The following is a 21590-nucleotide window of genomic DNA, read 5'->3' as shown; positions in this document are numbered from 1 at the left end:
TCAATCGAAAATACCCCGACGAGCGTCGCCCGGCGCCACGTGCGGCTGCAACGTCTTGCGCCGTTCGGACGAACTCAGTTGCCACGGAACCGAAGTCACCATGACGCCGGGCATGAACAGCAGCCGCCCCTTGAGCCGCAGCGCGCTCTGATTGTGCAGCACCTGCTCCCACCAGTGCCCCACCACATACTCCGGGATGAACACCGTGACCACGGTGCGGGGCGACTCCTCCCGGGCCCGCTTGACGTATTCCAGTACGGGGCGGGTGATTTCGCGATACGGCGAGGCGATGACCTTGAGCGGAACGCTGATATCGCTCGCCTCCCACTTGCGCACCAGCTCGCGGGTTTCCGCGTCGTCGACGCTGACCGTCACCGCCTCGAGAACGTCGGGGCGGGTGGCCCTCGCGTAGGCCAGCGCGCGCCGCGTCGGCAGGTGCAGCTTCGACACCAGCACCACGGCGTGGTTGCGGCTGGGCAACACCGCGTCCTCCTCGTCCTCGGCCTGCTGCGCCAATTCGCGGTTCACGGTGTTGTAGTGCCGGTGGATCATCTTCATCATGCCGAACAGCAGGCTCATCGCGAACAGCGCGATCCACGCCCCGGCGACGAACTTGGTGACCAGCACCACCAGCAAAACCGCACCGGTGGAAAGCAATCCGACCGTGTTGACCACCCGCGAGCGCATCATCTTGCGCCGTACCCCGGGATCGGTCTCGGTGCGCAGCAACCGGGTCCAGTGCCGCACCATGCCGATCTGGCTCAGCGTGAACGAAATGAACACGCCCACGATGTAGAGCTGAATCAACGCGGTGACCTCGCCGCGGAACGCCACGATCGCCAGCACGGCCACCCCGGACAGGAACAGGATTCCGTTGGAGAACGCCAACCGGTCTCCGCGGGTGTGCAATTGGCGCGGAAGGTAGCTGTGCTGGGCCAGGATCGAACCGAGCACCGGGAATCCGTTGAACGCGGTGTTGGCCGCGAGCACCAGGATGAGGGCGGTCACCGTGGCGATCAGCAGGAACCCGAGGTGAAAGCCGCCGAACACCGCCTGCGCCAGTTGGGTGACCAGGGTCTTTTGGTAGTACCCCTTCGGGGTTCCGCTCAGCTGGGTCGCGGGATCCTCGACGAGCTGAACGCCGATCTTCTGCGCCAGCACGATGATGCCCATCAGCAGCGTCACCGCGATTGCGCCCAACATCAGCAGGGTCGTGGCCGCGTTGCGCGACTTGGGTTTCTGAAATGCCGGCACCCCGTTGCTGATCGCCTCGACACCCGTAAGCGCCGCACACCCCGAGGAGAACGACCGCGCCACCAAGAACGCCAACGCGAAACCGACGACCTGGCCGTGTTCGGCGTGCATCTGGAAACCGGCGGACTCCGCCCGCAAGGGATCACCCAGCACGAAGATCCGGAACAGGCCCCAGCCGATCATGACGAGGACCCCGATGATGAACGCATACGTCGGGATGGCGAACGCCACCCCGGATTCGCGCACCCCGCGCAGGTTCAGCGCCATCACCAGCAGAATGGAGGCCACACAGAAGAACACCTTGTGTTCGGCCACGATCGGGATGGCCGAGCCGATGTTCGCCATCGCCGACGCCGTCGAAACCGCCACGGTCAGAACGTAATCCACCATCAGCGCGCTCGCCACGACGAGGCCCGCCGTCTCGCCCAGGTTGGTGGTGACCACCTCGTAATCGCCGCCACCCGAGGGGTAGGCGTGGACGTTCTGCCGGTAGCTGGCCACCACCACCAACATGACCGCCGCCACGGCGAGCCCGATCCACGGCGTCAGCGCGTACGCCGAGACCCCCGCCACCGAGAGCATGAGGAAGACCTCCTCGGGCGCATACGCCACCGAGGACAACGCGTCGGAGGCGAACACCGGCAAGGCGATCCGCTTGGGCAGCAGGGTGTGGCTGAGCCGGTCGCTGCGAAACGGCCGGCCGATAAGCAACCGACGAGTGGCGGTTGAAAGTTTGGACACGAGAGCCAAGAGTAAGCCCAGACGCCTCTGACGGTAGCGTTCGTGGACGAGAATGTTCGCCGACCGAAACGGCTTGCCCACGTGCGTTGCCGACGAAGGGCGCAGGACGCGGCCGAGAGGACCACAAGTGCGAGTAGTAGTGATGGGCTGCGGCCGTGTCGGCTCCTCGGTCGCCGACGGGCTGTCCCGCATCGGTCACGACGTGGCCGTCATCGACCGCGACAGCACCGCCTTCAACCGGCTCAGCCCCGAATACGCCGGCGAGCGGGTCCTGGGGCAGGGATTCGACCGAGATGTACTGCTGAGGGCCGGTATCGAAGAGGCGGACGCGTTCGCCGCGGTGTCCTCCGGTGACAACTCCAACATCATCTCCGCGCGCCTGGCGCGGGAGACGTTCGGCGTCAAGCGGGTCGTGGCCCGCATCTACGACGCCAAGCGCGCCGAGGTCTACGAGCGCCTAGGCATCCCGACCATCGCGACCGTGCCCTGGACCACCGACCGCCTGCTCAATGCCCTCCTGCGGGAGACCGAGACGGCCAAGTGGCGCGACCCGACCGGCACGGTCGCCGTCTCCGAGGTCGTCCTGCACGAGGACTGGATCGGCCACCGGGTCACCGATCTCGAGCAGGCCACCGGCGCGCGGGTCGCCTTCCTGATCAGGTTCGGGGCCGGCGTCCTGCCCGAGCCGAAGTCGGTGATCCAGGCCGGCGACCAGGTCTATGTCGCGGCGATATCCGGGCGCGCCGCCGAGGCGGTCGCCATCGCCGCGCTACCGCCGAGCGAAGACCTGTGATGAATTCGGGACCGGCTGTGAGGGGACGGCGCATATGAAGGTAGCGGTTGCCGGTGCCGGTGCGGTCGGTCGCTCGGTCACGCGGGAACTCATCGGCAACGGCCACGACGTGACGTTGATCGAGCGCAACCCCGACCACGTCGACGTCGACGCCATCCCGGCCGCGCACTGGCGCCTGGGCGATGCGTGCGAGTTGACGCTGCTGGAATCGGTGCACATGCAGGAGTTCGACGTGGTGGTGGCCGCCACCGGCGATGACAAGGCCAACGTCGTGCTAAGCCTCTTGGCCAAAACCGAATTCGCGGTGCCCCGGGTGGTGGCCCGGGTCAACGACCCGCGCAACGAGTGGCTGTTCACCGACGCCTGGGGCGTCGACGTCGCGGTGTCGACACCGCGCATGCTGGCGTCGCTCATCGAGGAGGCCGTCGCCGTCGGCGATCTGGTGCGGCTGATGGAGTTCCGCAAGGGGCAGGCCAACCTCGTCGAGATCACCCTGCCCGATGACACGCCGTGGGGCGGCAAGCCGGTGCGCAAACTGCAGCTGCCGCGCGACACCTCGCTGGTGACGATCCTGCGCGGCCCGCGGGTCATCGTGCCCGAGGAGGACGAGCCGCTCGAAGGCGGCGACGAGCTGCTGTTCGTCGCCGTCGCCGAGGCCGAAGAGGACCTGCAGAAGCTGCTGTTGGGCTAGTCGCCGACGCTACGGGGTGCCAGCTCGGCGCCCGCCGCGATGGCCCGTTGCGCCGACTTGATCGCCGCGTAGGTCGCCAGCGCGGCCAGCACGGTCAGTGGCCAGCCCATCCCGATCCGCGCGGCCGCCAGCCACCCGGTCCGATCGGCGTCGTAGAGCAGCCCCTGGACCACGAAGCGGGAGGTGAACACCAGTACCCAGCCCAGTGAGGCGATGTCGAACGCAAGGACGGCCCTTGGAACGCTGCGCCAGCCGTCCCCGCGGCCGGTGGCCCAGCTCCACGCGTAGCCCACCAGCGGCCGGCGGATCGCCACCGACGCCGCGACCACCACCGCCCACACCAGCGACATCCAGATGCCCAGCAGGAAATAGCCCTTGGACTCCCCCAGCACGTAGGCGATCAGCGCGCACAGCGCCACGCCGAAGAACCCGGACAACGCCGGTTGTGGGGAATCCCGCCGGATCAGCCGCCACAGCAAGACCAGCGCGGCCACCCCCAGCGCGGCCGCGATCGCCGGGACCAGTCCCGACACGCTCGAGACGATCACGAAGACGACCACCGGGAGCGACGAGTAGATGACGCCACTGACGCCGCCTGCCTGCGCCAGCAGGCGCTCGGGGCTGATGCGACTAGTGGTTTGTTCCGATGAGCCCGGCTCCCGGGCGGGCGGGGTGGCCCCGCCCAATCCTTCCGGGACGGTCACCGTTGAATTTCGTAGTGCGGGTTGTAGATCGCCTTGGTTCCGTTCTCGAGCTTGCCGAGGCGGCCCCGCACGCGCAGGGTCCGGCCCGAGTCGATGCCCGGGATGCGGCGCTGGCCCAGCCACACGAGCGTGACGGTGTCGCTGCCGTCGAACAATTCCGCGCGAACCCCGCCGGCGCAGGCCCTGCCGTTGCATTCCACGCTGCGTAGCGTGCCGACCATCGTGACCTCCTGGCCACGTTCGCAATCGATAGCCCGTTGCGCGCCGGTGCTGGCGACTTCGTCGGACAGTTCCTCAGAGTCGCGTTGCTCCGGATCCTCCGTCAACCGACGGGTCAGCCGGCGCAGATACCCTTGGGCCCCCATGGCCACTCCTGACGATAAAAGCTTCGATGCTTCCTCTATGCCAACGGACACCGTAGACCTCTTGGTTCCCCAGCGCCAACCGACTCAAACGTGATGTTGGACCGCAGGTCAACGCCGTGCACTATCGAGGGGTGGTGGTCGATCTGAACGGTGTGACGACCGTGTTATTGCCCGGAACCGGCTCCGACGACGACTACGTTCAGCGGGCGTTTTCGGGCCCGCTGGCCCACGTCGGCGCGGTATTGGTGAACCCGCCGCCGCGTCCCGACCGGCTGATCGACGGCTACCTGGCGGCGCTGGATGCCGCGGCGTGCGAAGGTCCGATCGCCGTCGGCGGCGTGTCGATCGGCGCGGCGGTCGCGGCGGCCTGGGCGCTGGCCCATCCGGACCGGACGGTCGCGGTGCTGGCCGCGCTGCCGGCGTGGGCGGGGGCGCCCGGTGAGGCGCCGGCCGCCCTCGCGGCGCGGTACTCGGCCTCCCGGCTGCGCGCCGACGGCCTGGCGGCGACGACGACCCAGATGCGGGCGTCCAGCCCCCCGTGGCTGGCCGACGAGCTGACCCGCTCCTGGGGCGCCCAGTGGCCGCACCTTCCGGACGCCATGGAGGAGGCGGCCGCCTACGTCGCGCCGAGCTGCGACGAGCTGGCCGGGCTGGCCGCGCCGCTGGCGGTGGCGGCCGCGGTCGACGATCCGATCCATCCGCTGCAGGCCGGCCTCGACTGGGTCGCCGCGGCGCCGCGCGCGGCGCTGCGCACGGTGACGCTGGATCAGATCGGCGCGGATCCCGCCGCCCTGGGCGCGGCCTGCCTGGCGGCGCTGGCCGAGCTGGGCTAGCCGGGGTCTCAGCCGCCGGTGGTGGTGCGCAGCTGTTGCATCGCCGACCCGTCGGCGCTGCGGCGCGCGGCCGGCTGGTCGGCGGGGGCCTGCTGGTCCTCGGATTGCTGCGCATCCGCTTGTTGGGCGGCCTGTTGCGCCGCGGCGGCTTCGCGCAGCTGTTGCGCCATCGGCTCGGGCAGCTGCACGGCCAGCGGTGTGCGCACCGGCAGGGGCGTGTCGCCGCGCCGAACCACGGTGTCGGCCAACGCCGCTCGCGCCTCCTGCTCGAGCGCCTCCATCGTCTCGTGGGCGCCGTTGATGACGCAGCGGATCATCCAGCGGTAGCCGTCGACGCCGATGAAGCGCACCACGCCGGTGGCGGTGCCGACCACCTCGCGCCCCCACGGCCCGTCCTTGATGCTGACCTGGGCGGAGTCGTTGCGCAGCGACTCGGCGAGCTCGCCGGCCACCTCACGCCACAGCCCACCCGTCTTGGGCGCCGCGTAGGCGGCGATGGTGAAACGACCGTTGGGCGTAACGACCCAGACCGCGCTCGGGACACCGGTTTCGGTCAACTCGACCTGCAGCTGGCCGGCCTCGGGCATGGGGATCAGCACCGAGCCCAGGTCGAGCCGGGCCAGCTCGGCGACGGCGGGATCGTCGAAGTCCTCGATGTCGAACGGGCCCTCGAGTTCCTCGGCGGCGGGCTCGTCGGCGCCCGGCGTCACGGCCTCGTCCGCCCGGGCGTCCGCGGCCGAAGCGCTGTCGTCCTTGCGTGAGCGTTTACCGAATGCAGCCATCAGCGCCGCTCCTTTTCATCGCTTCGCCCTGCTCGCCGGCGCATCACAGACTCGCGTGTCCGCCGGAGGAACCGTGACCACCGTCGCCACGGGACGTTTCGGCCAGCCCGGCCTCGTCGAACGACGACACCTCGACCAGCTCCACCAACTCGACCCGCTGCACCAGCAGCTGGGCGATGCGGTCGCCGCGATGCACCACGATCGGCTCGGCCGGATCGAGGTTGATCAGCGCGACCTTGATCTCGCCGCGGTAGCCCGCGTCGATGGTACCGGGACTGTTGACGATCGAAAGCCCAACGCGCGCAGCCAATCCCGACCGAGGATGGACCAGCCCGACCATGCCGAACGGGATGGCGACCGCCACGCCCGTGCGCACCAGGGCGCGCCGCCCGGGCTCGAGCTTGACGTCCTCGGCGCTGTAGAGATCGATCCCGGCGTCGCCTTCGTGGGCGCGGGCGGGCAGCGGAAGCTCGGGGTCAAGGCGGACGATGGCCAGACTGGTCGACACGGGGCCACAGACTACCCTTGACTGCGTGTCCGACACCCGCGTCGCGCCGCACAACGTGCGGTATCGCGAACGATTGTGGGTTCCGTGGTGGTGGTGGCCACCGGCCCTCGCGCTCGCCGGCATCCTCGCGTTCGAGTTCAACATGGGCGTCACCCGCCACTCCTCGTGGTGGCCGTACGCGGCACTGTTCGCGGTGGCGGCCGCGGCGCTGTTGTGGCTGGGGCGCGTCGAGATCCGGGTCACCGCCAACCCCTGCGCGCCGGGGGAAGTGGAACTGTGGGCGGGCCCCGCGCACCTGCCGGTCACCGCGATCGCCCGGTCCGCACAGGTAGCGCCCTCGGCCAAATCCGCCGCGTTGGGCCGCCAGCTCGACCCGGCGGCCTACGTGCTGCACAGGGCGTGGGTGGCGCCGATGATCCTGATCGTCCTCGACGACCCGGACGACCCGACGCCGTACTGGCTGGTGAGTTGCCGTCACCCGGAACGGGTGCTGTCGGCCCTGACAACGTAGCGGCAGCTATCAGGCCGCGCAGTCGGTACAGATCATCACGCCGTTCTTCTCGCTGGCCAGCCGACTGCGGTGTTGCACCAGAAAGCAACTCGAGCAGGTGAACTCGTCAGCCTGCTTCGGAACGACACGGACCGAAAGTTCTTCACCGGACAGGTCGGCGCCGGGCAGTTCGAAATTCTCAGCGGATTCAGATTCGTCGACATCGACGACGGCCGAGGCCGCCTCGTTCCGTCGCGCTTTGAGCTCCTCCAGCGAGTCCTCCGAAACGTCGTCCGTCTCGGTGCGCCGTGGAGCGTCATAATCGGTAGGCATATCTATTCCCCTGCCCTATTGCCTCTGCTTGCCTCTGCATGCCCTCGTAAATCTCAAGCATCGCTTTGTACCAGCGTCGAACGCATCCACCAAATGATTCGTGCCCGTATCGCGGCCCATTAAGGTGTGATTTACCTCACACACCCATTTTCACCCTTGCGCTCGCTTCTGAACAGTGGGTTTGGGGTGCGACTAGAGTGCAGCTGTGGTCACGCAAATCACCGAGGGTACAGCTTTTGACAAGCATGGTCGGCCCTTCCGGCGGCGCAACCCCAAGCCCGCGATCGTCGTGGTGATTTTGCTCGCAGTGGCCACCGCGGTCGTCTGGACCGTGGCGCTGACCCGGCCCGCCAAGGTGCACGAGGCGGTGGTGTGCAATCCCCCGCCGCAGGCGACCGGTTCGGCGTCGGCGCAGCTCGGTGAGCAGGTGTCGCGCAGCGCCATGATGGACGTCGCGCCCGCCAAACTCGCCGACACCAAGGTCCGCGTCCTCAACGCCAGCGGCCGGGGCGGGCAGGCCGGCGACGTCGCCGGGGCGATGAAAGACCTCGGCTTCGCGCAGCCGACCGCCGCCAACGACCCGCTCTACGCCGGCACCCGGCTCGCCTGCCAAGGCCAAATCCGTTTCGGCACCGCCGGACAGGCCACCGCCGCGGCGGTGTGGCTGGTGGCGCCGTGCACCGAACTGTTCAACGACAGCCGCGCCGACGACTCCGTCGACCTCGCCTTGGGAACCGACTTCAGCGCGTTGGCCCACAACGACGACATCGACGCCGTGCTCGCCACCCTGCGGCCCGGCGCGACCGAGCCGTCAGATCCCACGCTGCTGGCCAAGATTCACGCCAGCAGCTGCTGAGGCGCTCAATCCAGGATCGGATCCAGGCCGTTGAACCGCTCCAGGACGGCCAGCAGCTCGTCGGCGATCCCGGGGGCGGCGGCCAGCACCAATCCCGCCCCGGTGGCGTCGTGCGCCGGCAGCACCACCCGGGCCCCCGCCTCGGTGGCGATCAGCGCGCCCGCGGCGCGGTCCCACACCTTCAGGCCGTGCTCGTAGTAGGCGTCCAGCCGGCCCGAGGCCACCATGCACAGATCCAGCGCCGCCGAGCCGATGCGGCGAACGTCGCGGACCACCGGCAGCATGCGCGCCAACAACGCCGCCTGCGCCGCGCGGCGCTGCCGCGAATAGCCGAAACCGGTGCCCAGCAACGCCATTGACACGTCCTCGACCGCCGCGCACTGCAAGGGCTGGGTCCCTTGGCCGTCGCTGACGTGCGCGCCGAGGCCGCTGGCCGCCGAGTACACCCGGTCGGCGACGACGTCGGCGACCGCCCCGGCCACCGACTCGCCGTTGACCTGCGCGGCGACCGACACCGCGTAGGCGGGAACGCCGTAAACGAAATTCACTGTGCCGTCGATGGGATCGAGCACCCAGGTCACCGATCCGGGCGGGGTGCCCGCCGGGTCGGTCGGCCCGCCGCCCTCCTCGCCGAGAATGGGGTCCCCAGGCCGCAATTCGGCCAGCCGGTCCCGCAACAGGCGCTCGGTCTCGGTGTCGACCACCGTCACCGGATCGGTCGGGGTGCTCTTGGTCCGCACCGCGCCGCTGTCGGGGCCTGTCGCGCCGGCCGGCGCGGCGCCGAACACCTCGGCGCGCCGGCGCCGCACGAACGCGGCGGCCTCCGTGGCCACGGTTTCGGCCACCGAACGCAGCCGCACGAGCTCGTCATCGGATTGGATCACCGGTCTATCGCATCACAGTCGGCGCGGGCGCGCAGACACCGCGGGCTGCCGGCGTCGCGGCGTTAAGGTGAGCGGACAGCCCCGTCACGCCGAGGAGATTCGATGACCAGCACCGACTCGACCACGGACACGCCCGGCACCGCACCGGCCGACGGCACACATGAACGCCGCGGCTTCGGCATCGACGTCGGCGGCAGCGGCATCAAGGGCGGCATCGTCGACATGGACACGGGGTTGTTGATCGGCGAACGGGTCAAACTGCTGACCCCGCAACCCGCGACGCCGTCGGCGGTCGCCAAGACCATCGCCGCGGTCGTCAACGAATTCGGATGGACCGGGCCCCTCGGCGTGACCTACCCCGGGGTGGTCACGCACGGCGTGGTGCAGACCGCCGCCAACGTGGACAAGTCCTGGATCGGGGTCAACGCCCGCGACATCATCAGCGCCGAGCTGGACGGACAGGACGTGACGGTCCTCAACGATGCCGACGCGGCCGGGCTGGCCGAGGAGCACTACGGGGCGGGCAGGAATCAGACCGGCCTGGTGATTCTCTTGACGTTCGGCACCGGCATCGGCTCGGCGGTCATCCACAACGGCACGCTGATCCCCAACACCGAATTCGGGCACCTGGAGGTCGGCGGCAAGGAAGCCGAGAAACAAGCCGCCTCCTCGGTGAAGGAAAAGAAGGGCTGGTCCTACGAAAAATGGACCAAACACGTCACCGAGGTGCTGGTGAGCATCGAGAACGCGATGTGGCCGGACCTGTTCATCGCCGGAGGCGGGATCAGCCGCAAGGCCGACAAGTGGCTGCCGCTGCTCGAAAACCGCACCCCGGTGGTGGCCGCGGCCCTGCTCAACACGGCCGGGATCGTCGGCGCGGCGATGGCCGCCACCTCGGACGTGACCCACTGAATTTCGCCCGGCACAGCTGTAGTACCGCGCACTGTCGTTACAATGGTCTTCGGCGAACGCCCAACCGATAGCGTGCGACTACGCACGCTGATACCAACGCCGACATCGACATAGCAGACACTTTCGGTTAACCATGCCCAATACCCACCGAAGGTGAGCCCAAACGAAGGGGTGTAAGTGGCAGCGACCAAGGCAAGCCCGGCAACCGATGGGCCGGTGAAACGCACCGCCACGAAGTCTGCGTCGTCCCCCGCCAAGCGTCCGGCGGCCAAGGCCGCCAACGGCTCGGCGCCCGCCAAACGGGCCGCCAAGACGACCGCGCGGTCCACCAAGTCCGACGCCGCCGAGCCCGCCAAGAAGACCCGCGCCAAGGGCGCCGAGGCCAAGGGCCGCGGCACCAAAGCGGCCAAGGGCGGCCCGGCGGATCCCGACGCCCTCGATTCCGACGGCGCCGTCGAGGATCTCGACAACGAACCAGACCTCGAGGCTGAGCCCGGCGAGGACCTCGACATCGACAGCGACCTGTCCCTCGACGACCTCGAGGAAGACGTGGCGTCCGAAGACGCCGAGGTCGAATCGGGCGATTCCGAGGTGGGTGACGACGAGGAGGCGCCCGCCCCCGCGGCGGCCGCCGAGCCCGCCGCCGACGAGGACGACGAGATCGCCGAGCCCACCGAAAAGGACAAGGCCTCCGGCGATTTCGTCTGGGACGAGGACGAATCCGAGGCGCTGCGCCAGGCCCGCAAGGACGCCGAGCTCACCGCCTCCGCCGACTCGGTTCGCGCGTACCTCAAGCAGATCGGTAAGGTCGCGCTGCTCAACGCCGAGGAAGAGGTCGAGCTGGCCAAGCGGATCGAGGCCGGCCTGTACGCCACGCAGCTGATGACCGAGATGACCGAGCGCGGCGACAAACTGCCGGCCGCCCAGCGCCGCGACATGCAGTGGATCTGCCGCGACGGCGACCGCGCCAAAAACCATCTGCTGGAGGCCAACCTGCGGCTGGTGGTGTCGCTGGCCAAGCGCTACACGGGCCGCGGCATGGCGTTCCTCGACCTCATCCAGGAAGGCAACCTGGGTCTGATCCGCGCGGTCGAGAAGTTCGACTACACCAAGGGCTACAAGTTCTCCACGTACGCCACCTGGTGGATCCGTCAGGCCATCACCCGGGCCATGGCCGACCAGGCCCGCACCATCCGCATCCCCGTGCACATGGTCGAGGTGATCAACAAGCTGGGCCGCATCCAGCGCGAGCTGCTGCAGGACCTGGGCCGCGAGCCCACGCCCGAAGAGCTGGCCAAGGAAATGGACATCACGCCGGAAAAGGTGCTGGAGATCCAGCAATACGCGCGCGAGCCGATCTCGCTGGACCAGACCATCGGCGACGAGGGCGACAGCCAACTGGGCGATTTCATCGAGGACAGCGAGGCCGTGGTGGCCGTCGACGCGGTGTCGTTCACGCTGCTGCAGGACCAGTTGCAGTCGGTGCTCGAGACGCTCTCGGAGCGCGAGGCCGGCGTGGTGCGGCTGCGCTTCGGCCTCACCGACGGCCAGCCCCGCACCCTGGACGAGATCGGGCAGGTGTACGGGGTGACCCGCGAGCGCATCCGCCAGATCGAGTCCAAGACCATGTCGAAGCTGCGCCACCCCAGCCGCTCGCAGGTGCTGCGCGACTACCTGGACTGAGCCCGGTCCGGCCTTCCGTGAGAACGGTTGGCGCACAAGCTGTTCGCGGCTCGCGGCACCCCGACCGAGCCAAACAACCCCTGCCGCGGGGAAATTCGGCTGCGCTGGCGGCGCCGCCGTCGTACGGTGAGCCGCATGTCAGCACACCGCACAGTGGTCTCGTCCGGTTCGGAATTCGAATCGGTGGTCGGTTACTCGCGCGCGGTGCGGGTCGGTCCGCATGTGGCGGTGGCCGGAACGACCGGCACCGGGCCCGCCGGTGACATCGCCGCCCAGACGCGAGATGCCCTGCGCCGCATCGACATTGCACTGCAACAAGCCGGCGCGTCACTCACCGACGTGATACGCACGCGCCTCTACGTCACCGACATCTCGCGCTGGCGCGAGGTGGGCGCCGTGCACGAGGAGGTGTTCGGCGCGATCCGCCCCGTGGCCACCATGGTCGAGGTCTCGGCGCTCATCGCGCCCGAGTTGCTGGTGGAGATCGAGGCCGACGCCTACGTCGACTCGCCGGTGACCGGAGGGAAGGCGCCGTCGGCCCCCGGGGGGTAAGGGGTGACGCGGGTCACCGCGGCGACCGGCAGGGTGCCGTACAGGTGCGGGAACAACATCGACGCCGGATCGGTTGGCACTCCCGGCTCCCAGCGCACCGGTGCGTCGAGGCGAGCCGGGTCGATGCGCAACAGGACCAGCTCACGCCGGCCCCGGTAGAGCCGGTTGGCGGGCAGGTGGACCTGCTCGGGCGTCGACAGGTGGATGAAGTCGGCGCCGTCCGCGGGGCGGATGGCGCCGTCACGGCGGGCCTGCGCCCACTGCTCGGCCCCGCACAGGTGCACCAGCACGTCGGCAGCGAAGGTCACGACGGTCACCCTAGAGAACCGTCCACACCAAATCTGACCAGGCCGTGAGAAACGACACACCCGATAACGATCGGGGAACAAGGCGAAAACGCCATACGTCTGAGAAAGTGAATGTACGAGAACGGAGAAGCCATGAATGCAACTCTGACGAGTCCAGAACTGACACGGGCCGACCGCTGCGACCGCTGCGGTGCCGCGGCCCGTGTGCGCGCCAAGCTGCCTTCCGGCCTCGAGCTTCTCTTCTGCCAGCACCACGCCAACGAGCACGAGGCCAAGCTGACCGAGCTGGACGCCGTGCTGGAGGTCAGCGGAAGCTAGCCAACCGAACTCGCCCGTCCCCAATGTGGGCAGCGCGGGCGATCTTCGGTAATGCTGGACTGGTATGAGCGATCAGGTCGCAAAACCGTCGCGCCACCACATCTGGCGAATCACCCTGAGGGCTCTGTCGAAGAGCTGGGACGACTCAATCTTTTCCGAGTCGGCTCAGGCTGGTTTCTGGTCGGCGTTGTCCCTGCCGCCGTTGCTGCTCGGGATGCTGGGCACGATGGCCTACGTGGCGCCGCTGTTCGGGCCGGACATGCTGCCCAACATCCTGCGGCAGCTGCTTTCGACGGCGCACAGCGTGTTCTCCCCCAGCGTGGTGAACGAGATCATCGAGCCGACGGTCCGCGACATCGCCAGCAACGCCCGCGGAGAGGTGGTGTCGCTGGGATTCATCATCTCGCTGTGGGCGGGGTCGTCGGCGATCTCGGCGTTCGTCGATTCCGTCGTCGAGGCGCATGACCAGACGCCGCTGCGCCATCCGGTGCGGCAGCGCTTCTTCGCGCTGTTCCTCTACGTCGTGATGCTTGTGGTCGTGGTGGCGACCGCGCCGCTGGTGGTGGTGGGCCCGCGCAAGGTGGAAGAACACATCCCGCTCGGCCTGTCCAACGTGCTGCGCTACGGCTACTACCCGGCGCTGATCATCGGCCTGACGCTCGGGGTGATGATCCTGTACCGGGTCGCACTGCCCGAACCGCTGCCGTCACACCGGCTGATCCTCGGCGCGATGCTGGCGACCACGGTGTTCGTCACCGCCACGCTGGGCCTGCGGTTCTATCTAAGGTGGATCACCAGCACCGGCTACACCTACGGCGCGCTCTCCACCCCGATCGCATTCCTGCTGTTCGCGTTCTTCGGCGGGTTCGCGATCATGCTCGGGGCCGAACTCAACGCCGCGGTCCAGGAGGAGTTTCCCGCGCCCACCACGCACGCCCACCGGGTGCGCACCTGGTTGTTCTCCCGCTCGCCCGCCCTGAAGAAGACGGTGGAGACGCTGGCCAGCCCGATCGCGAATCCCGCCACGCAACAACGCGATACCGCGCCGGCGAAGCCGCCCGGGTAATCAGCCCTTCTTGAGCCGGTCGTAGATCTGCTTGCACTCCGGGCAGACGGGCGAGCCCGGCTTGGCCGCCTTGGTGACGGGGAACACCTCGCCGCACAACGCGACGACGTGGTTGCCCAGCACCGCGCTCTCGGCGATCTTGTCCTTCTTGACGTAGTGAAAATACTTGGGTGTGTCGCTGCCGGTCCCGTCGTCGACGCGTTCGTCGGTCTCGGTGCGCTCGATCGTCTGGGTCTGCATACCTGACATTCTTGCACTGCCCGGTGCGCTGCCGGGCCGCCCCGAAACCGGCCACGCCGGAATCGTCCAGGTGTGGGACAGTGGAGAAATGAAGCACGGCTCCGACGCGGGGTTCGACGGCAGCTTCGATGACTTCGCCGGCCACAAGGGCCGCCCGGTGCTCATCACCGCCGCCGAGCCCTCCTATGAGGAGCAGCATCGCGCGCGGGTCCGTAAATACCTGATCCTGATGGCATTCCGGATTCCGGCGCTCATCCTCGCTGCGCTCGCCTACGGCGCGTGGCACAACGGCCTGATCTCGCTGGCGATCGTGGCGGTGTCCATCCCCCTGCCCTGGATGGCCGTGCTGATCGCCAACGACCGCCCGCCGCGCCGCCCCGACGAGCCCCGCCGGTTCGACAACGCGCGCCGGCGCACCCCCCTGTTCCCCCGCGCCGAACGCCCGGCGCTCGAGGCTCCGCGACACCCCCAGCCGGGGTGGCCTCCCGACCCGCGGGGCGGAATCGACGACGGCTAGCGCTCGTTCCTTCTTCGGTGCCGTCGCGGCGCACTTCTCAGGACATTCTCAGGTCTTCGGGACATTTGTGCACGTCAAGACGTGTGAGATGGGGAACCGCTGGGAACTCTGAACCCTAATCGGTCGTTGAACTCGATGACAGTACAAGCCGAACGGGAGGTCGCTATGGCGAACGCCAGCACGAGCAGATTTGACGGCGATCTGGATGCTCAAAGCCCCGCGGCGGATCTAGTGCGCGTATATCTGAACGGAATCGGCAAGACGGCGTTGCTCAATGCGGCGGGGGAAGTTGAACTCGCGAAGCGGATCGAAGCCGGGCTCTACGCCGAGCACCTGCTCGAAACGCGTAAGCGCCTCGGGGAGAACCGTAAACGCGATCTAGAGGCCGTGGTGCGCGATGGTAAGGCCGCGCGCCGTCACCTGCTGGAGGCGAACCTGCGCCTGGTGGTGTCGCTGGCCAAGCGGTACACGGGTCGTGGCATGCCGCTGCTGGACCTGATCCAGGAGGGCAACCTCGGGCTCATCCGCGCGATGGAAAAGTTCGACTACACAAAGGGATTCAAGTTCTCGACCTACGCCACGTGGTGGATTCGTCAGGCCATCACCCGCGGCATGGCCGACCAGAGCCGCACCATCCGGCTGCCCGTCCACCTGGTGGAGCAGGTCAACAAGCTGGCGCGGATCAAGCGCGAGATGCACCAGAACCTCGGCCGCGAGGCCACCGACGAGGAACTGGCCGCCGAATCCGGCATCCCGGTCGACAAGATCAACGACCTGCTCGAGCACAGCCGCGACCCGGTGAGCCTGGACATGCCCGTCGGCTCCGAGGAGGAAGCCCCCCTGGGCGACTTCATCGAGGACGCCGAGGCGATGTCGGCCGAGAACGCGGTGATCGCCGAGTTGCTGCACACCGACATCCGCAGCGTGCTGGCCACGCTCGACGAGCGCGAGCACCAGGTGATCCGGTTGCGGTTCGGCCTCGACGACGGCCAGCCCCGCACGCTGGACCAGATCGGCAAGCTGTTCGGGCTGTCCCGCGAGCGGGTTCGCCAAATCGAGCGGGACGTAATGTCCAAACTCCGCAACGGGGAGCGCGCCGACAGGCTACGGTCGTACGCGAGCTGACAACTCACTCAAGCTAGGTAGCAGACAGTATGCCCGCCGCGTCAGCGGCGGGCATACTGCTTGCCTGGGAGGCGTTACACCCATTCATGCAGCTGGCCAAGTAGACTCAGCGTCGATGGAAGGTGCTGAATGAACGACCTGGTTGACACCACCGAGATGTACCTGCGGACCATCTACGACCTCGAAGAAGAGGGCGTAACGCCGCTACGTGCCCGAATCGCCGAACGCCTCGATCAGAGCGGGCCGACTGTCAGCCAAACCGTGTCCAGGATGGAGCGCGACGGGCTGCTCCACGTGGCCGGTGACCGCCACCTCGAGCTCACCGACAAGGGCCGGGCGCTGGCCGTGGCCGTCATGCGCAAGCACCGCCTCGCCGAGCGACTGCTGGTCGACGTCATCGGGGTGCCCTGGGAGGAAGTGCACGCCGAGGCGTGCCGCTGGGAGCACGTGATGAGCGAGGAGGTCGAGCGGCGGTTGGTCAAGGTGCTCAACCACCCGACCACCTCGCCGTTCGGCAACCCGATCCCCGGGCTTCTGGACCTGGGCGTGGGCCCCGAGTCCGGCGCCGAGGAGGCCATCCTCGTCCGGCTGACCGAGTTGCCGCCCGGCTCCCCGGTGGCGGTGGTGGTCCGGCAGCTGACCGAACACGTCCAGGGCGACACCGACCTGATCACCCGCCTCAAGGACGCCGGCGTGGTCCCCAACGCGCGCGTGACCGTCGAGACCGGCCCCGCCGGCGTGACCATCGTCATCCCCGGCCACGAAAACGTCACCCTGCCCCACGAGATGGCCCACGCGGTCAAGGTCGAAAAGGTCTGACCCACCACCCCTGGCCCCCCGGCTAGCCCGCCCTGCGGCCGAACGGCCGACGCGGCGGTAGCCGCACCCCGAACTGCTTGGCCAGCCGGTACCCGGTGAGCGCGAGATCCCGGATGTCCTCGGGCCGCAGGCCCGAGGACAACGCGGTGTCCAGCATGCCCGCCATCCGGTGCTCGGGCTCACAGCGCAGCGCCTCCTGCAGCGACACCCCGGCCAGCGGGCCGTCGCCGCGCGCGTACGCGCTGAACGCGAGCAGGACCAGCGCCTCGACCCGCCACGGCGGCGGCAGGGTGCGCGCCAGCACCGCCCACAGCGACTCGACGTCGTCGGCGCCCTCGCCGACGGCCAGCGCGTACAGGATGTCGCGGACCTGCGGGTCGCTCAGCGCGCAGCCCAGCGCCGCCAGTTCGGCGTCGGACAGCGATTCGCCCGAGGCGACCCGGGCGGCGGCCGCCATCGCGCCCTCCACGTCGCCGCGGGTGCAGCGGACCGGATGCGCGCGATGCGCGGCGCGGCGCCGGGCGGCGTGCCGGCCGACCGCGCCGGCCAATGCGGCGCTGCGGGCCGGGTCGTCGGGCGCGATGACCGCCTGCAGGTCGGCGCGGCGCGGGTAGAGCCGCCTGCCCTCCAGCACCGCCGCCGCGGCCAGCGGCGAGGCCGAGGGGTCCTCGACGAGGCCGCTCGACCCGCAGCCCTCGACACAATGCCAGCGCCCGCCGAGGGCGACCCGGTCGACCACGTGGGTGGCCCAGAGCTCAATGTCGTGCTGCGACAAGGACTCTGCGAGCGCCTCACACAACTGCCGGTACTCGTCGTTGCAGCTGGGACAGTGCGCGCCGTCGGCGTCGACGATCACCGCGATGACGGCCTCGGGGCGGGCCGCCGCGGCGACCTCGGCCAGATGACCGACCCGTGCGAGCAACTCCTCGGAGAGGTCGACGCGCATCACCGACCCGAGGTGCCGATCCTCCAAAGACACTAATACCAATGAATTTTCGGGAATGAAGCCGAGAACGGCCGGTAATTCCCTATTCATTGTGCGTGTTGGCGCAGGTGGTAAGGGTGTCATCGATTGCGCTCGGCATAGCGTTCACACTAGCGATACGTCGCGCTCTTTAATCGCGATTATGGCTTTGCTGGGTTCGTTTAATCGCGTGAGCGTGTTGGATCGCTGGGCTAGTTGGTTGCCGCCCTGCGGGCGGTCGTGGCGAGCGGTGTCCGTGGGGCCCCAGGCAAAGATTGTGACGGGATCAGATTCCGTCTACCTGGCCAACCGTATGCCCCGGGGTTCAAAGTAGTCTGCCCTAGTCGAATCCTGCCAGCGTAATTCTCAAGGCCTGTTCCAACTGAACGTGCAGCGGTGGATGTGTCTTAATGTCTGCGCTCAGCCAGCGCCGAAGTATGAATTGTGCGGTGGCCAACCCCGTGTGGACCAGCAGCGAGGGACGGATGTCGGATCCCGCATCGATGCCCATCCTTGTAGCGACGAGCTCGATGAACTTGCGGTCATCGTTGTCGCTGATCAGCGCCGGTTCGCTCAGTAGGTGGGGGGCGGTCAGCATGGCTTGTTGCCAGTAGTGCGGGTTCGGATTGGTTTTGTCCCAGGCGGTTTCGGCAAACAACGCGATCAGCGCGTCGGCTGCCGATTGGTCCGATGGCTGAGCGCCGTAGGCCGCAACGATTTCGGCGACCGTTTGCCGCAACGGCGCGATTAGCAAATCTTCCTTCGTAGGCGCGTAGCGGAAGTAAGTACTGATGGATATCCCCGCAGCGGCAGCGATGTCCTCGGTGGTCACGGCAGCAAATCCACGTTCGGCAAAAAGTTGGTGTGCGGTGCCCTGGATCTGCGAGAACAGCTCGGCGCGGCGCCGGTCCCTTAACGAGCCAGTATTTGCGGAGGGCATGACATCGCCTTCGTCAATCCGACATTCCAGGCTGCTTCCTGAGTTACTGTACGAACAGTAGCGTAGCGAAACCAACAGTACTAGGGGATCTATTGCTGGTGTCGCGATGTCGGGGACCGTGGCAGGTGACGCGGATTGCATGGGAAATAGCGGCTGCCCCACGAATATTCGCGAGCAGCCGCGGCCCCAGGCGCCCGCTAAATCCCTCGCCAGACAGTGCGCTCGCGCCTGCCGTTCACGGCGCTGTCCCGGTTGCCGGCGTTCCACTGGAAAATGGCACGTCGCAAGCCTCAGGTTGCTAGGTCCATCCTCGAGGAGAGGTGTGTGTGTCTTGTTGGCTGAGTCAGAGGCCGCGATGTCACGCCCTGGGACGCACACCGCGAGCAACGCAGCAATCCTCGATGCCACCCAGGTGGTCGCAACGTTGGGCGGCTTCAAGGCGGTCCACTTCAAATCGGTCGCCAAGCAGGCCGGCGTCACGGTCGGGTCGGTGTGTGACCATTTCACGTCGAAGACCCACCTGTTGGTGACGCTACTCGCCCGTGAATTTGTGCGGCTGGATCAAGAACGCGACTGGAGCACGTGTGCGGCATCCCCGATTCGGCGAGTGGAATCCTTGACTCGCCGACTTCACGACGAATGGCAGCAAAATGCGAAGCTCACCGAGGCCGTGATGCGCGCATTCATTATTGCTGACACCGATGAAGCTCTGGGGGCGCAACATGCCGCCGACCTGATCGAAAGCATGCTGGCACGGGCACTCAGTGGCGGCACGGAAGGAATCTACGAGCGACAGATTGCCAGCCTCATCGCTGATATCTGGCTGGCCAACCTGATGGCCTTCGTCGGCGGCCGGGCGACAGCGGAGCAGACACGCAAGTGCATCAACAGAGCTACACGGCGTGTTCTGGATGCATGGGAGGGTGCTGGCAACCTATAGCGATACCGATCGTATCGCTGCGATACGATCAGTATTATAAGTGTGGCTCCGCTGACGTGTCGAAGGGAGCGGCTATGCACACACAATGGATCGAGCAGTGCACTGTCCAGCGAGTCTCACTGAAAGAAGGCCTGGTACTCGACCTCGACGATTACAGCGAGCTCGTAATCTCCCGGCCGATGCGGTTGACGCTTCCTGCAGTAGGAGCCTGGCCCGAGGAAGAGGTGTTGATCGACCCTGCCCACCTTTCGCCTGAAGAGCGGACGTTGTTGGACCTGGCCGGAGCGGTATGCACGCGGGCCTGGTTCGATGATGACGGGTCGCTCCATCTCGGGTTCTCCGGTGGACACCGCATCGATGTCCCCCCAGACGCGGCAGCGACCGCGTGGGAACTCTATGGCAAACGGCACGGCTACATGGCGTGTCTGCCTCGGGGCCGAGTCCGAGCGGTTCGGCACGACCTTTCTGCCGAAGAGGACGACTCGGATAATACGTAATTCGCTACATGCAGGACGTAGGGAACCATCTAGGGCTCTTAGTCGTAATGGCGGCCGGATTCGTCGAATTCAACGAGGATCAATAGCAGTGCGAGTCGCGTCCAACGCTTGGATCCTCATGCCATCCCCATTGTGCGGTCGAGGAAGTCGGTGACGGCGCCGGTGAACGCGTCGTTGTTGTCGCCGGCAACCATATGACCGGTCCCGGTGACGTCCGTCGCTTCGGCGTGCGGGACGAGCTGGAGGAATTCGTTGACGGTGTCCTGGGAGACGACGTCTGAAAGTGCGCCGCGCACGAGCAGCGTTGGGGCCGTGATTCGACGTGCTCCTTCGGCGAGAAATCCGCTGATGGTGTCGAATGCCTCGCTTCCGGTCATGAGATTGCCTTGCAGGACATCGAAGTTGGAGCTGATGAAGGCGGGGTCCCAGCGCCAGATCCATCGGCCGTCGCTCCGTTGGCGCAGAACTTTGTGCAGGCCATCGAGATTTTCGGGTCGCGCGCGGCGTGGGTTGTATTCGGCGATGACATCGGCGGCATCACCGAGCGTGCGGAATCCGTCGGGGTGTGCGGCCATAAATGACACGATGCGATGGGCCCCATCAAATTCCATTCGCGGGGTGATGTCGACCAGGACAACGGCTGCCCAGAGGTCGGGTGAGGCCAGCTGGTGGGTAGCGAGGATGATCAGCCCGCCCAGCGACGCGCCAACGACGGCGGGGGGACCGTCGGGGCTGACGTGGTCTCGTACCGAGAGCAGATCGGATACGAACTTTTCGACGTCGTACTGTCCGCTTGGGTCCCAGTCGCTGTCGCCATGGCCGCGGGTGTCGTACGCGATGACGGTGTAGCCATGGGCGTGGAGGCGACGCGCGCTGGTGGCCCAGGCGTGGCGGTTTTGGCCGCCGCCATGTAGGAGCAACACCACAGGACCAGTCGTGGCGTGCGTGTAACAATCCGCCACGAGGGTGATGCCGTCGCGCGTGCGGATGCGCTCCTGAGTAATGGTCATGTAGTTCGTTTCCCTCGGGCGGAACGCCTCCTAATGAGAGGCATGTACGGCCTTAGTCATTGCCTGGTTTCTTTCGGCGGCATGACGGTAATGGTGCCTTGAGCGGCGCACACAAGCATCCCGCTGTTGGTGATATCGATACGTGCTACACCGCTGCGCTTGCCCAACGAAATGATGTTAGCGACGGCGACGCACACTCCGCCCGAGACAGGTCGAACCAAATTCACCTTGAATTCTGTTGTGGCGACCCAACATCCTGCAGGCATGACCGGATAGAACACCACCCCGAGGCAGTGGTCAACCATGGCGGACAGACAACCGCCGTGGAGATTCCCAAACGGTGTAAGCAGGTCCTCGCGGGCATCCATTTCGGCAACTAATCGTCCCGCGGTTAGCTGGGTATGGCGCAAGTTCAGGTAGGTCGACAGCCCACCCGCAGTCGCCGCCGCACCGAGCATCTGCTCG

At 67.4% G+C, this 21590-nt stretch carries 28 protein-coding genes; 15 read left to right on the top strand and 13 right to left on the bottom strand.

The window, feature by feature from the left end:
• The gene (locus QGN30_RS11090) at positions 1–1995 is read right to left on the bottom strand and encodes an APC family permease (protein ID WP_009955810.1); all 1995 of its coding nucleotides are present in this window, start codon (positions 1993–1995) and stop codon (positions 1–3) included.
• Positions 1996–2122: 127 nt separating this feature from the next.
• On the opposite strand from QGN30_RS11090, the gene QGN30_RS11085 reads away from it, so the two are divergent.
• Together QGN30_RS11085 and QGN30_RS11080 are read left to right on the top strand one after the other, a co-directional pair.
• Positions 2123–2788: a potassium channel family protein gene (locus tag QGN30_RS11085; protein WP_008258523.1), complete on the top strand. Its 666-nt coding sequence runs from the start codon at positions 2123–2125 to the stop codon at positions 2786–2788.
• A gap of 34 nt (positions 2789–2822) precedes the next feature.
• Complete coding sequence (locus tag QGN30_RS11080; RefSeq protein WP_008258524.1) at positions 2823–3479, top strand: potassium channel family protein; 657 nt, start codon at positions 2823–2825, stop codon at positions 3477–3479.
• Here the strand turns inward: QGN30_RS11080 and QGN30_RS11075 are convergent.
• Together QGN30_RS11075 and QGN30_RS11070 are read right to left on the bottom strand one after the other, a co-directional pair.
• Positions 3476–4165 carry a DUF3159 domain-containing protein gene (locus QGN30_RS11075; RefSeq protein WP_009955806.1) on the bottom strand — a complete coding sequence of 230 codons (690 nt, stop codon included), beginning with the start codon at positions 4163–4165 and terminating at the stop codon, positions 3476–3478. The genes QGN30_RS11080 and QGN30_RS11075 overlap by 4 nt on opposite strands.
• A gap of 14 nt (positions 4166–4179) precedes the next feature.
• Positions 4180–4548 (bottom strand): OB-fold nucleic acid binding domain-containing protein, encoded by a 369-nt coding sequence (locus tag QGN30_RS11070; protein ID WP_003875251.1) that lies wholly within the window; start codon positions 4546–4548, stop codon positions 4180–4182.
• Positions 4549–4679: 131 nt separating this feature from the next.
• On the opposite strand from QGN30_RS11070, the gene QGN30_RS11065 reads away from it, so the two are divergent.
• Positions 4680–5381: a hypothetical protein gene (locus tag QGN30_RS11065; RefSeq protein WP_014380588.1), complete on the top strand. Its 702-nt coding sequence runs from the start codon at positions 4680–4682 to the stop codon at positions 5379–5381.
• 8 nt (positions 5382–5389) lie between these two features.
• On the opposite strand, the gene QGN30_RS11060 is transcribed toward QGN30_RS11065, so the two are convergent.
• Positions 5390–6163, bottom strand: a complete 774-nt coding sequence (locus tag QGN30_RS11060) for a DUF3710 domain-containing protein (RefSeq protein WP_008258541.1) — start codon at positions 6161–6163, stop codon at positions 5390–5392.
• 43 nt (positions 6164–6206) lie between these two features.
• A complete protein-coding gene (gene dut, locus QGN30_RS11055; protein ID WP_008258542.1) occupies positions 6207–6671 on the bottom strand; it encodes a dUTP diphosphatase in 465 nt (154 codons plus the stop codon).
• Positions 6672–6696: 25 nt separating this feature from the next.
• On the opposite strand from dut, the gene QGN30_RS11050 reads away from it, so the two are divergent.
• Positions 6697–7182, top strand: coding sequence for a DUF3093 domain-containing protein (locus QGN30_RS11050; RefSeq protein ID WP_014380589.1), 486 nt, complete (start codon positions 6697–6699; stop codon positions 7180–7182).
• Positions 7183–7191: 9 nt separating this feature from the next.
• Here QGN30_RS11050 and QGN30_RS11045 read toward each other — a convergent pair whose 3' ends face one another.
• A complete protein-coding gene (locus tag QGN30_RS11045) occupies positions 7192–7494 on the bottom strand; it encodes a DUF4193 domain-containing protein (RefSeq protein ID WP_008258544.1) in 303 nt (100 codons plus the stop codon).
• A 205-nt stretch (positions 7495–7699) separates the two neighbouring features.
• Here QGN30_RS11045 and cei point away from each other — a divergent pair, with 205 nt between their 5' ends.
• Positions 7700–8350 carry an envelope integrity protein Cei gene (cei, locus tag QGN30_RS11040; protein WP_008258545.1) on the top strand — a complete coding sequence of 217 codons (651 nt, stop codon included), beginning with the start codon at positions 7700–7702 and terminating at the stop codon, positions 8348–8350.
• Positions 8351–8355: 5 nt separating this feature from the next.
• Here cei and QGN30_RS11035 read toward each other — a convergent pair whose 3' ends face one another.
• The gene (locus QGN30_RS11035) at positions 8356–9234 is read right to left on the bottom strand and encodes an inositol monophosphatase family protein (protein WP_248923150.1); all 879 of its coding nucleotides are present in this window, start codon (positions 9232–9234) and stop codon (positions 8356–8358) included.
• A 102-nt stretch (positions 9235–9336) separates the two neighbouring features.
• Between QGN30_RS11035 and ppgK the strand changes: the two genes are divergently transcribed.
• From ppgK to QGN30_RS11020, 3 genes are all read left to right on the top strand, one after another.
• A complete protein-coding gene (ppgK, locus tag QGN30_RS11030) occupies positions 9337–10146 on the top strand; it encodes a polyphosphate--glucose phosphotransferase (protein WP_009955735.1) in 810 nt (269 codons plus the stop codon).
• A 177-nt stretch (positions 10147–10323) separates the two neighbouring features.
• Positions 10324–11829: an RNA polymerase sigma factor gene (locus tag QGN30_RS11025; protein WP_026071295.1), complete on the top strand. Its 1506-nt coding sequence runs from the start codon at positions 10324–10326 to the stop codon at positions 11827–11829.
• Between the two features lie 135 nt (positions 11830–11964).
• Positions 11965–12381, top strand: coding sequence for a RidA family protein (locus tag QGN30_RS11020; protein WP_041785112.1), 417 nt, complete (start codon positions 11965–11967; stop codon positions 12379–12381).
• Here the strand turns inward: QGN30_RS11020 and QGN30_RS11015 are convergent.
• Positions 12327–12698, bottom strand: a complete 372-nt coding sequence (locus QGN30_RS11015) for a DUF952 domain-containing protein (RefSeq protein ID WP_095562841.1) — start codon at positions 12696–12698, stop codon at positions 12327–12329. The genes QGN30_RS11020 and QGN30_RS11015 overlap by 55 nt on opposite strands.
• Positions 12699–12821: 123 nt before the next feature.
• Between QGN30_RS11015 and QGN30_RS11010 the strand changes: the two genes are divergently transcribed.
• Both QGN30_RS11010 and QGN30_RS11005 read left to right on the top strand, forming a co-directional pair.
• The gene (locus QGN30_RS11010) at positions 12822–13007 is read left to right on the top strand and encodes a DUF7455 domain-containing protein (protein ID WP_008258551.1); all 186 of its coding nucleotides are present in this window, start codon (positions 12822–12824) and stop codon (positions 13005–13007) included.
• Positions 13008–13071: 64 nt separating this feature from the next.
• Positions 13072–14073 carry a YihY/virulence factor BrkB family protein gene (locus tag QGN30_RS11005; protein ID WP_009955740.1) on the top strand — a complete coding sequence of 334 codons (1002 nt, stop codon included), beginning with the start codon at positions 13072–13074 and terminating at the stop codon, positions 14071–14073.
• Here the strand turns inward: QGN30_RS11005 and QGN30_RS11000 are convergent, their stop codons facing one another.
• Entirely contained in the window at positions 14074–14313 is a 240-nt protein-coding gene (locus tag QGN30_RS11000; protein WP_008258553.1) for a DUF3039 domain-containing protein, read from the bottom strand.
• A 70-nt stretch (positions 14314–14383) separates the two neighbouring features.
• Here QGN30_RS11000 and QGN30_RS10995 point away from each other — a divergent pair, with 70 nt between their 5' ends.
• From QGN30_RS10995 to QGN30_RS10985, 3 genes are all read left to right on the top strand, one after another.
• Entirely contained in the window at positions 14384–14830 is a 447-nt protein-coding gene (locus QGN30_RS10995) for a DUF3099 domain-containing protein (RefSeq protein WP_248923151.1), read from the top strand.
• A gap of 135 nt (positions 14831–14965) precedes the next feature.
• Positions 14966–15955, top strand: coding sequence for a sigma-70 family RNA polymerase sigma factor SigB (gene sigB / locus QGN30_RS10990; protein ID WP_050782802.1), 990 nt, complete (start codon positions 14966–14968; stop codon positions 15953–15955).
• Between the two features lie 129 nt (positions 15956–16084).
• Positions 16085–16774 (top strand): metal-dependent transcriptional regulator, encoded by a 690-nt coding sequence (locus QGN30_RS10985; protein ID WP_008258556.1) that lies wholly within the window; start codon positions 16085–16087, stop codon positions 16772–16774.
• A 22-nt stretch (positions 16775–16796) separates the two neighbouring features.
• Here the strand turns inward: QGN30_RS10985 and QGN30_RS10980 are convergent, their stop codons facing one another.
• Entirely contained in the window at positions 16797–17843 is a 1047-nt protein-coding gene (locus tag QGN30_RS10980; RefSeq protein ID WP_248923152.1) for a DUF4192 domain-containing protein, read from the bottom strand.
• A 235-nt stretch (positions 17844–18078) separates the two neighbouring features.
• Positions 18079–18678 carry a TetR family transcriptional regulator gene (locus QGN30_RS10975; protein WP_023870462.1) on the bottom strand — a complete coding sequence of 200 codons (600 nt, stop codon included), beginning with the start codon at positions 18676–18678 and terminating at the stop codon, positions 18079–18081.
• A gap of 334 nt (positions 18679–19012) precedes the next feature.
• Between QGN30_RS10975 and QGN30_RS10970 the strand changes: the two genes are divergently transcribed.
• Positions 19013–19618, top strand: coding sequence for a TetR family transcriptional regulator (locus tag QGN30_RS10970; protein ID WP_231119632.1), 606 nt, complete (start codon positions 19013–19015; stop codon positions 19616–19618).
• Between the two features lie 74 nt (positions 19619–19692).
• Positions 19693–20115, top strand: a complete 423-nt coding sequence (locus tag QGN30_RS10965; protein ID WP_036473472.1) for a DUF6188 family protein — start codon at positions 19693–19695, stop codon at positions 20113–20115.
• A gap of 116 nt (positions 20116–20231) precedes the next feature.
• Here QGN30_RS10965 and QGN30_RS10960 read toward each other — a convergent pair whose 3' ends face one another.
• Positions 20232–21125 (bottom strand): alpha/beta fold hydrolase, encoded by an 894-nt coding sequence (locus QGN30_RS10960; RefSeq protein WP_023870467.1) that lies wholly within the window; start codon positions 21123–21125, stop codon positions 20232–20234.
• 56 nt (positions 21126–21181) lie between these two features.
• Positions 21182–21583: a PaaI family thioesterase gene (locus QGN30_RS10955; protein WP_100882369.1), complete on the bottom strand. Its 402-nt coding sequence runs from the start codon at positions 21581–21583 to the stop codon at positions 21182–21184.
• Between the last annotated feature and the right edge of the window lie 7 nt (positions 21584–21590).

This window comes from Mycobacterium sp. 3-98 (genome assembly GCF_035918355.1).
In the GTDB taxonomy this organism is placed as follows: domain Bacteria; phylum Actinomycetota; class Actinomycetes; order Mycobacteriales; family Mycobacteriaceae; genus Mycobacterium; species Mycobacterium intracellulare.
Note: the sequence above shows the minus strand (reverse complement) of the source record. Positions and strands in the feature narration are given on the sequence as shown.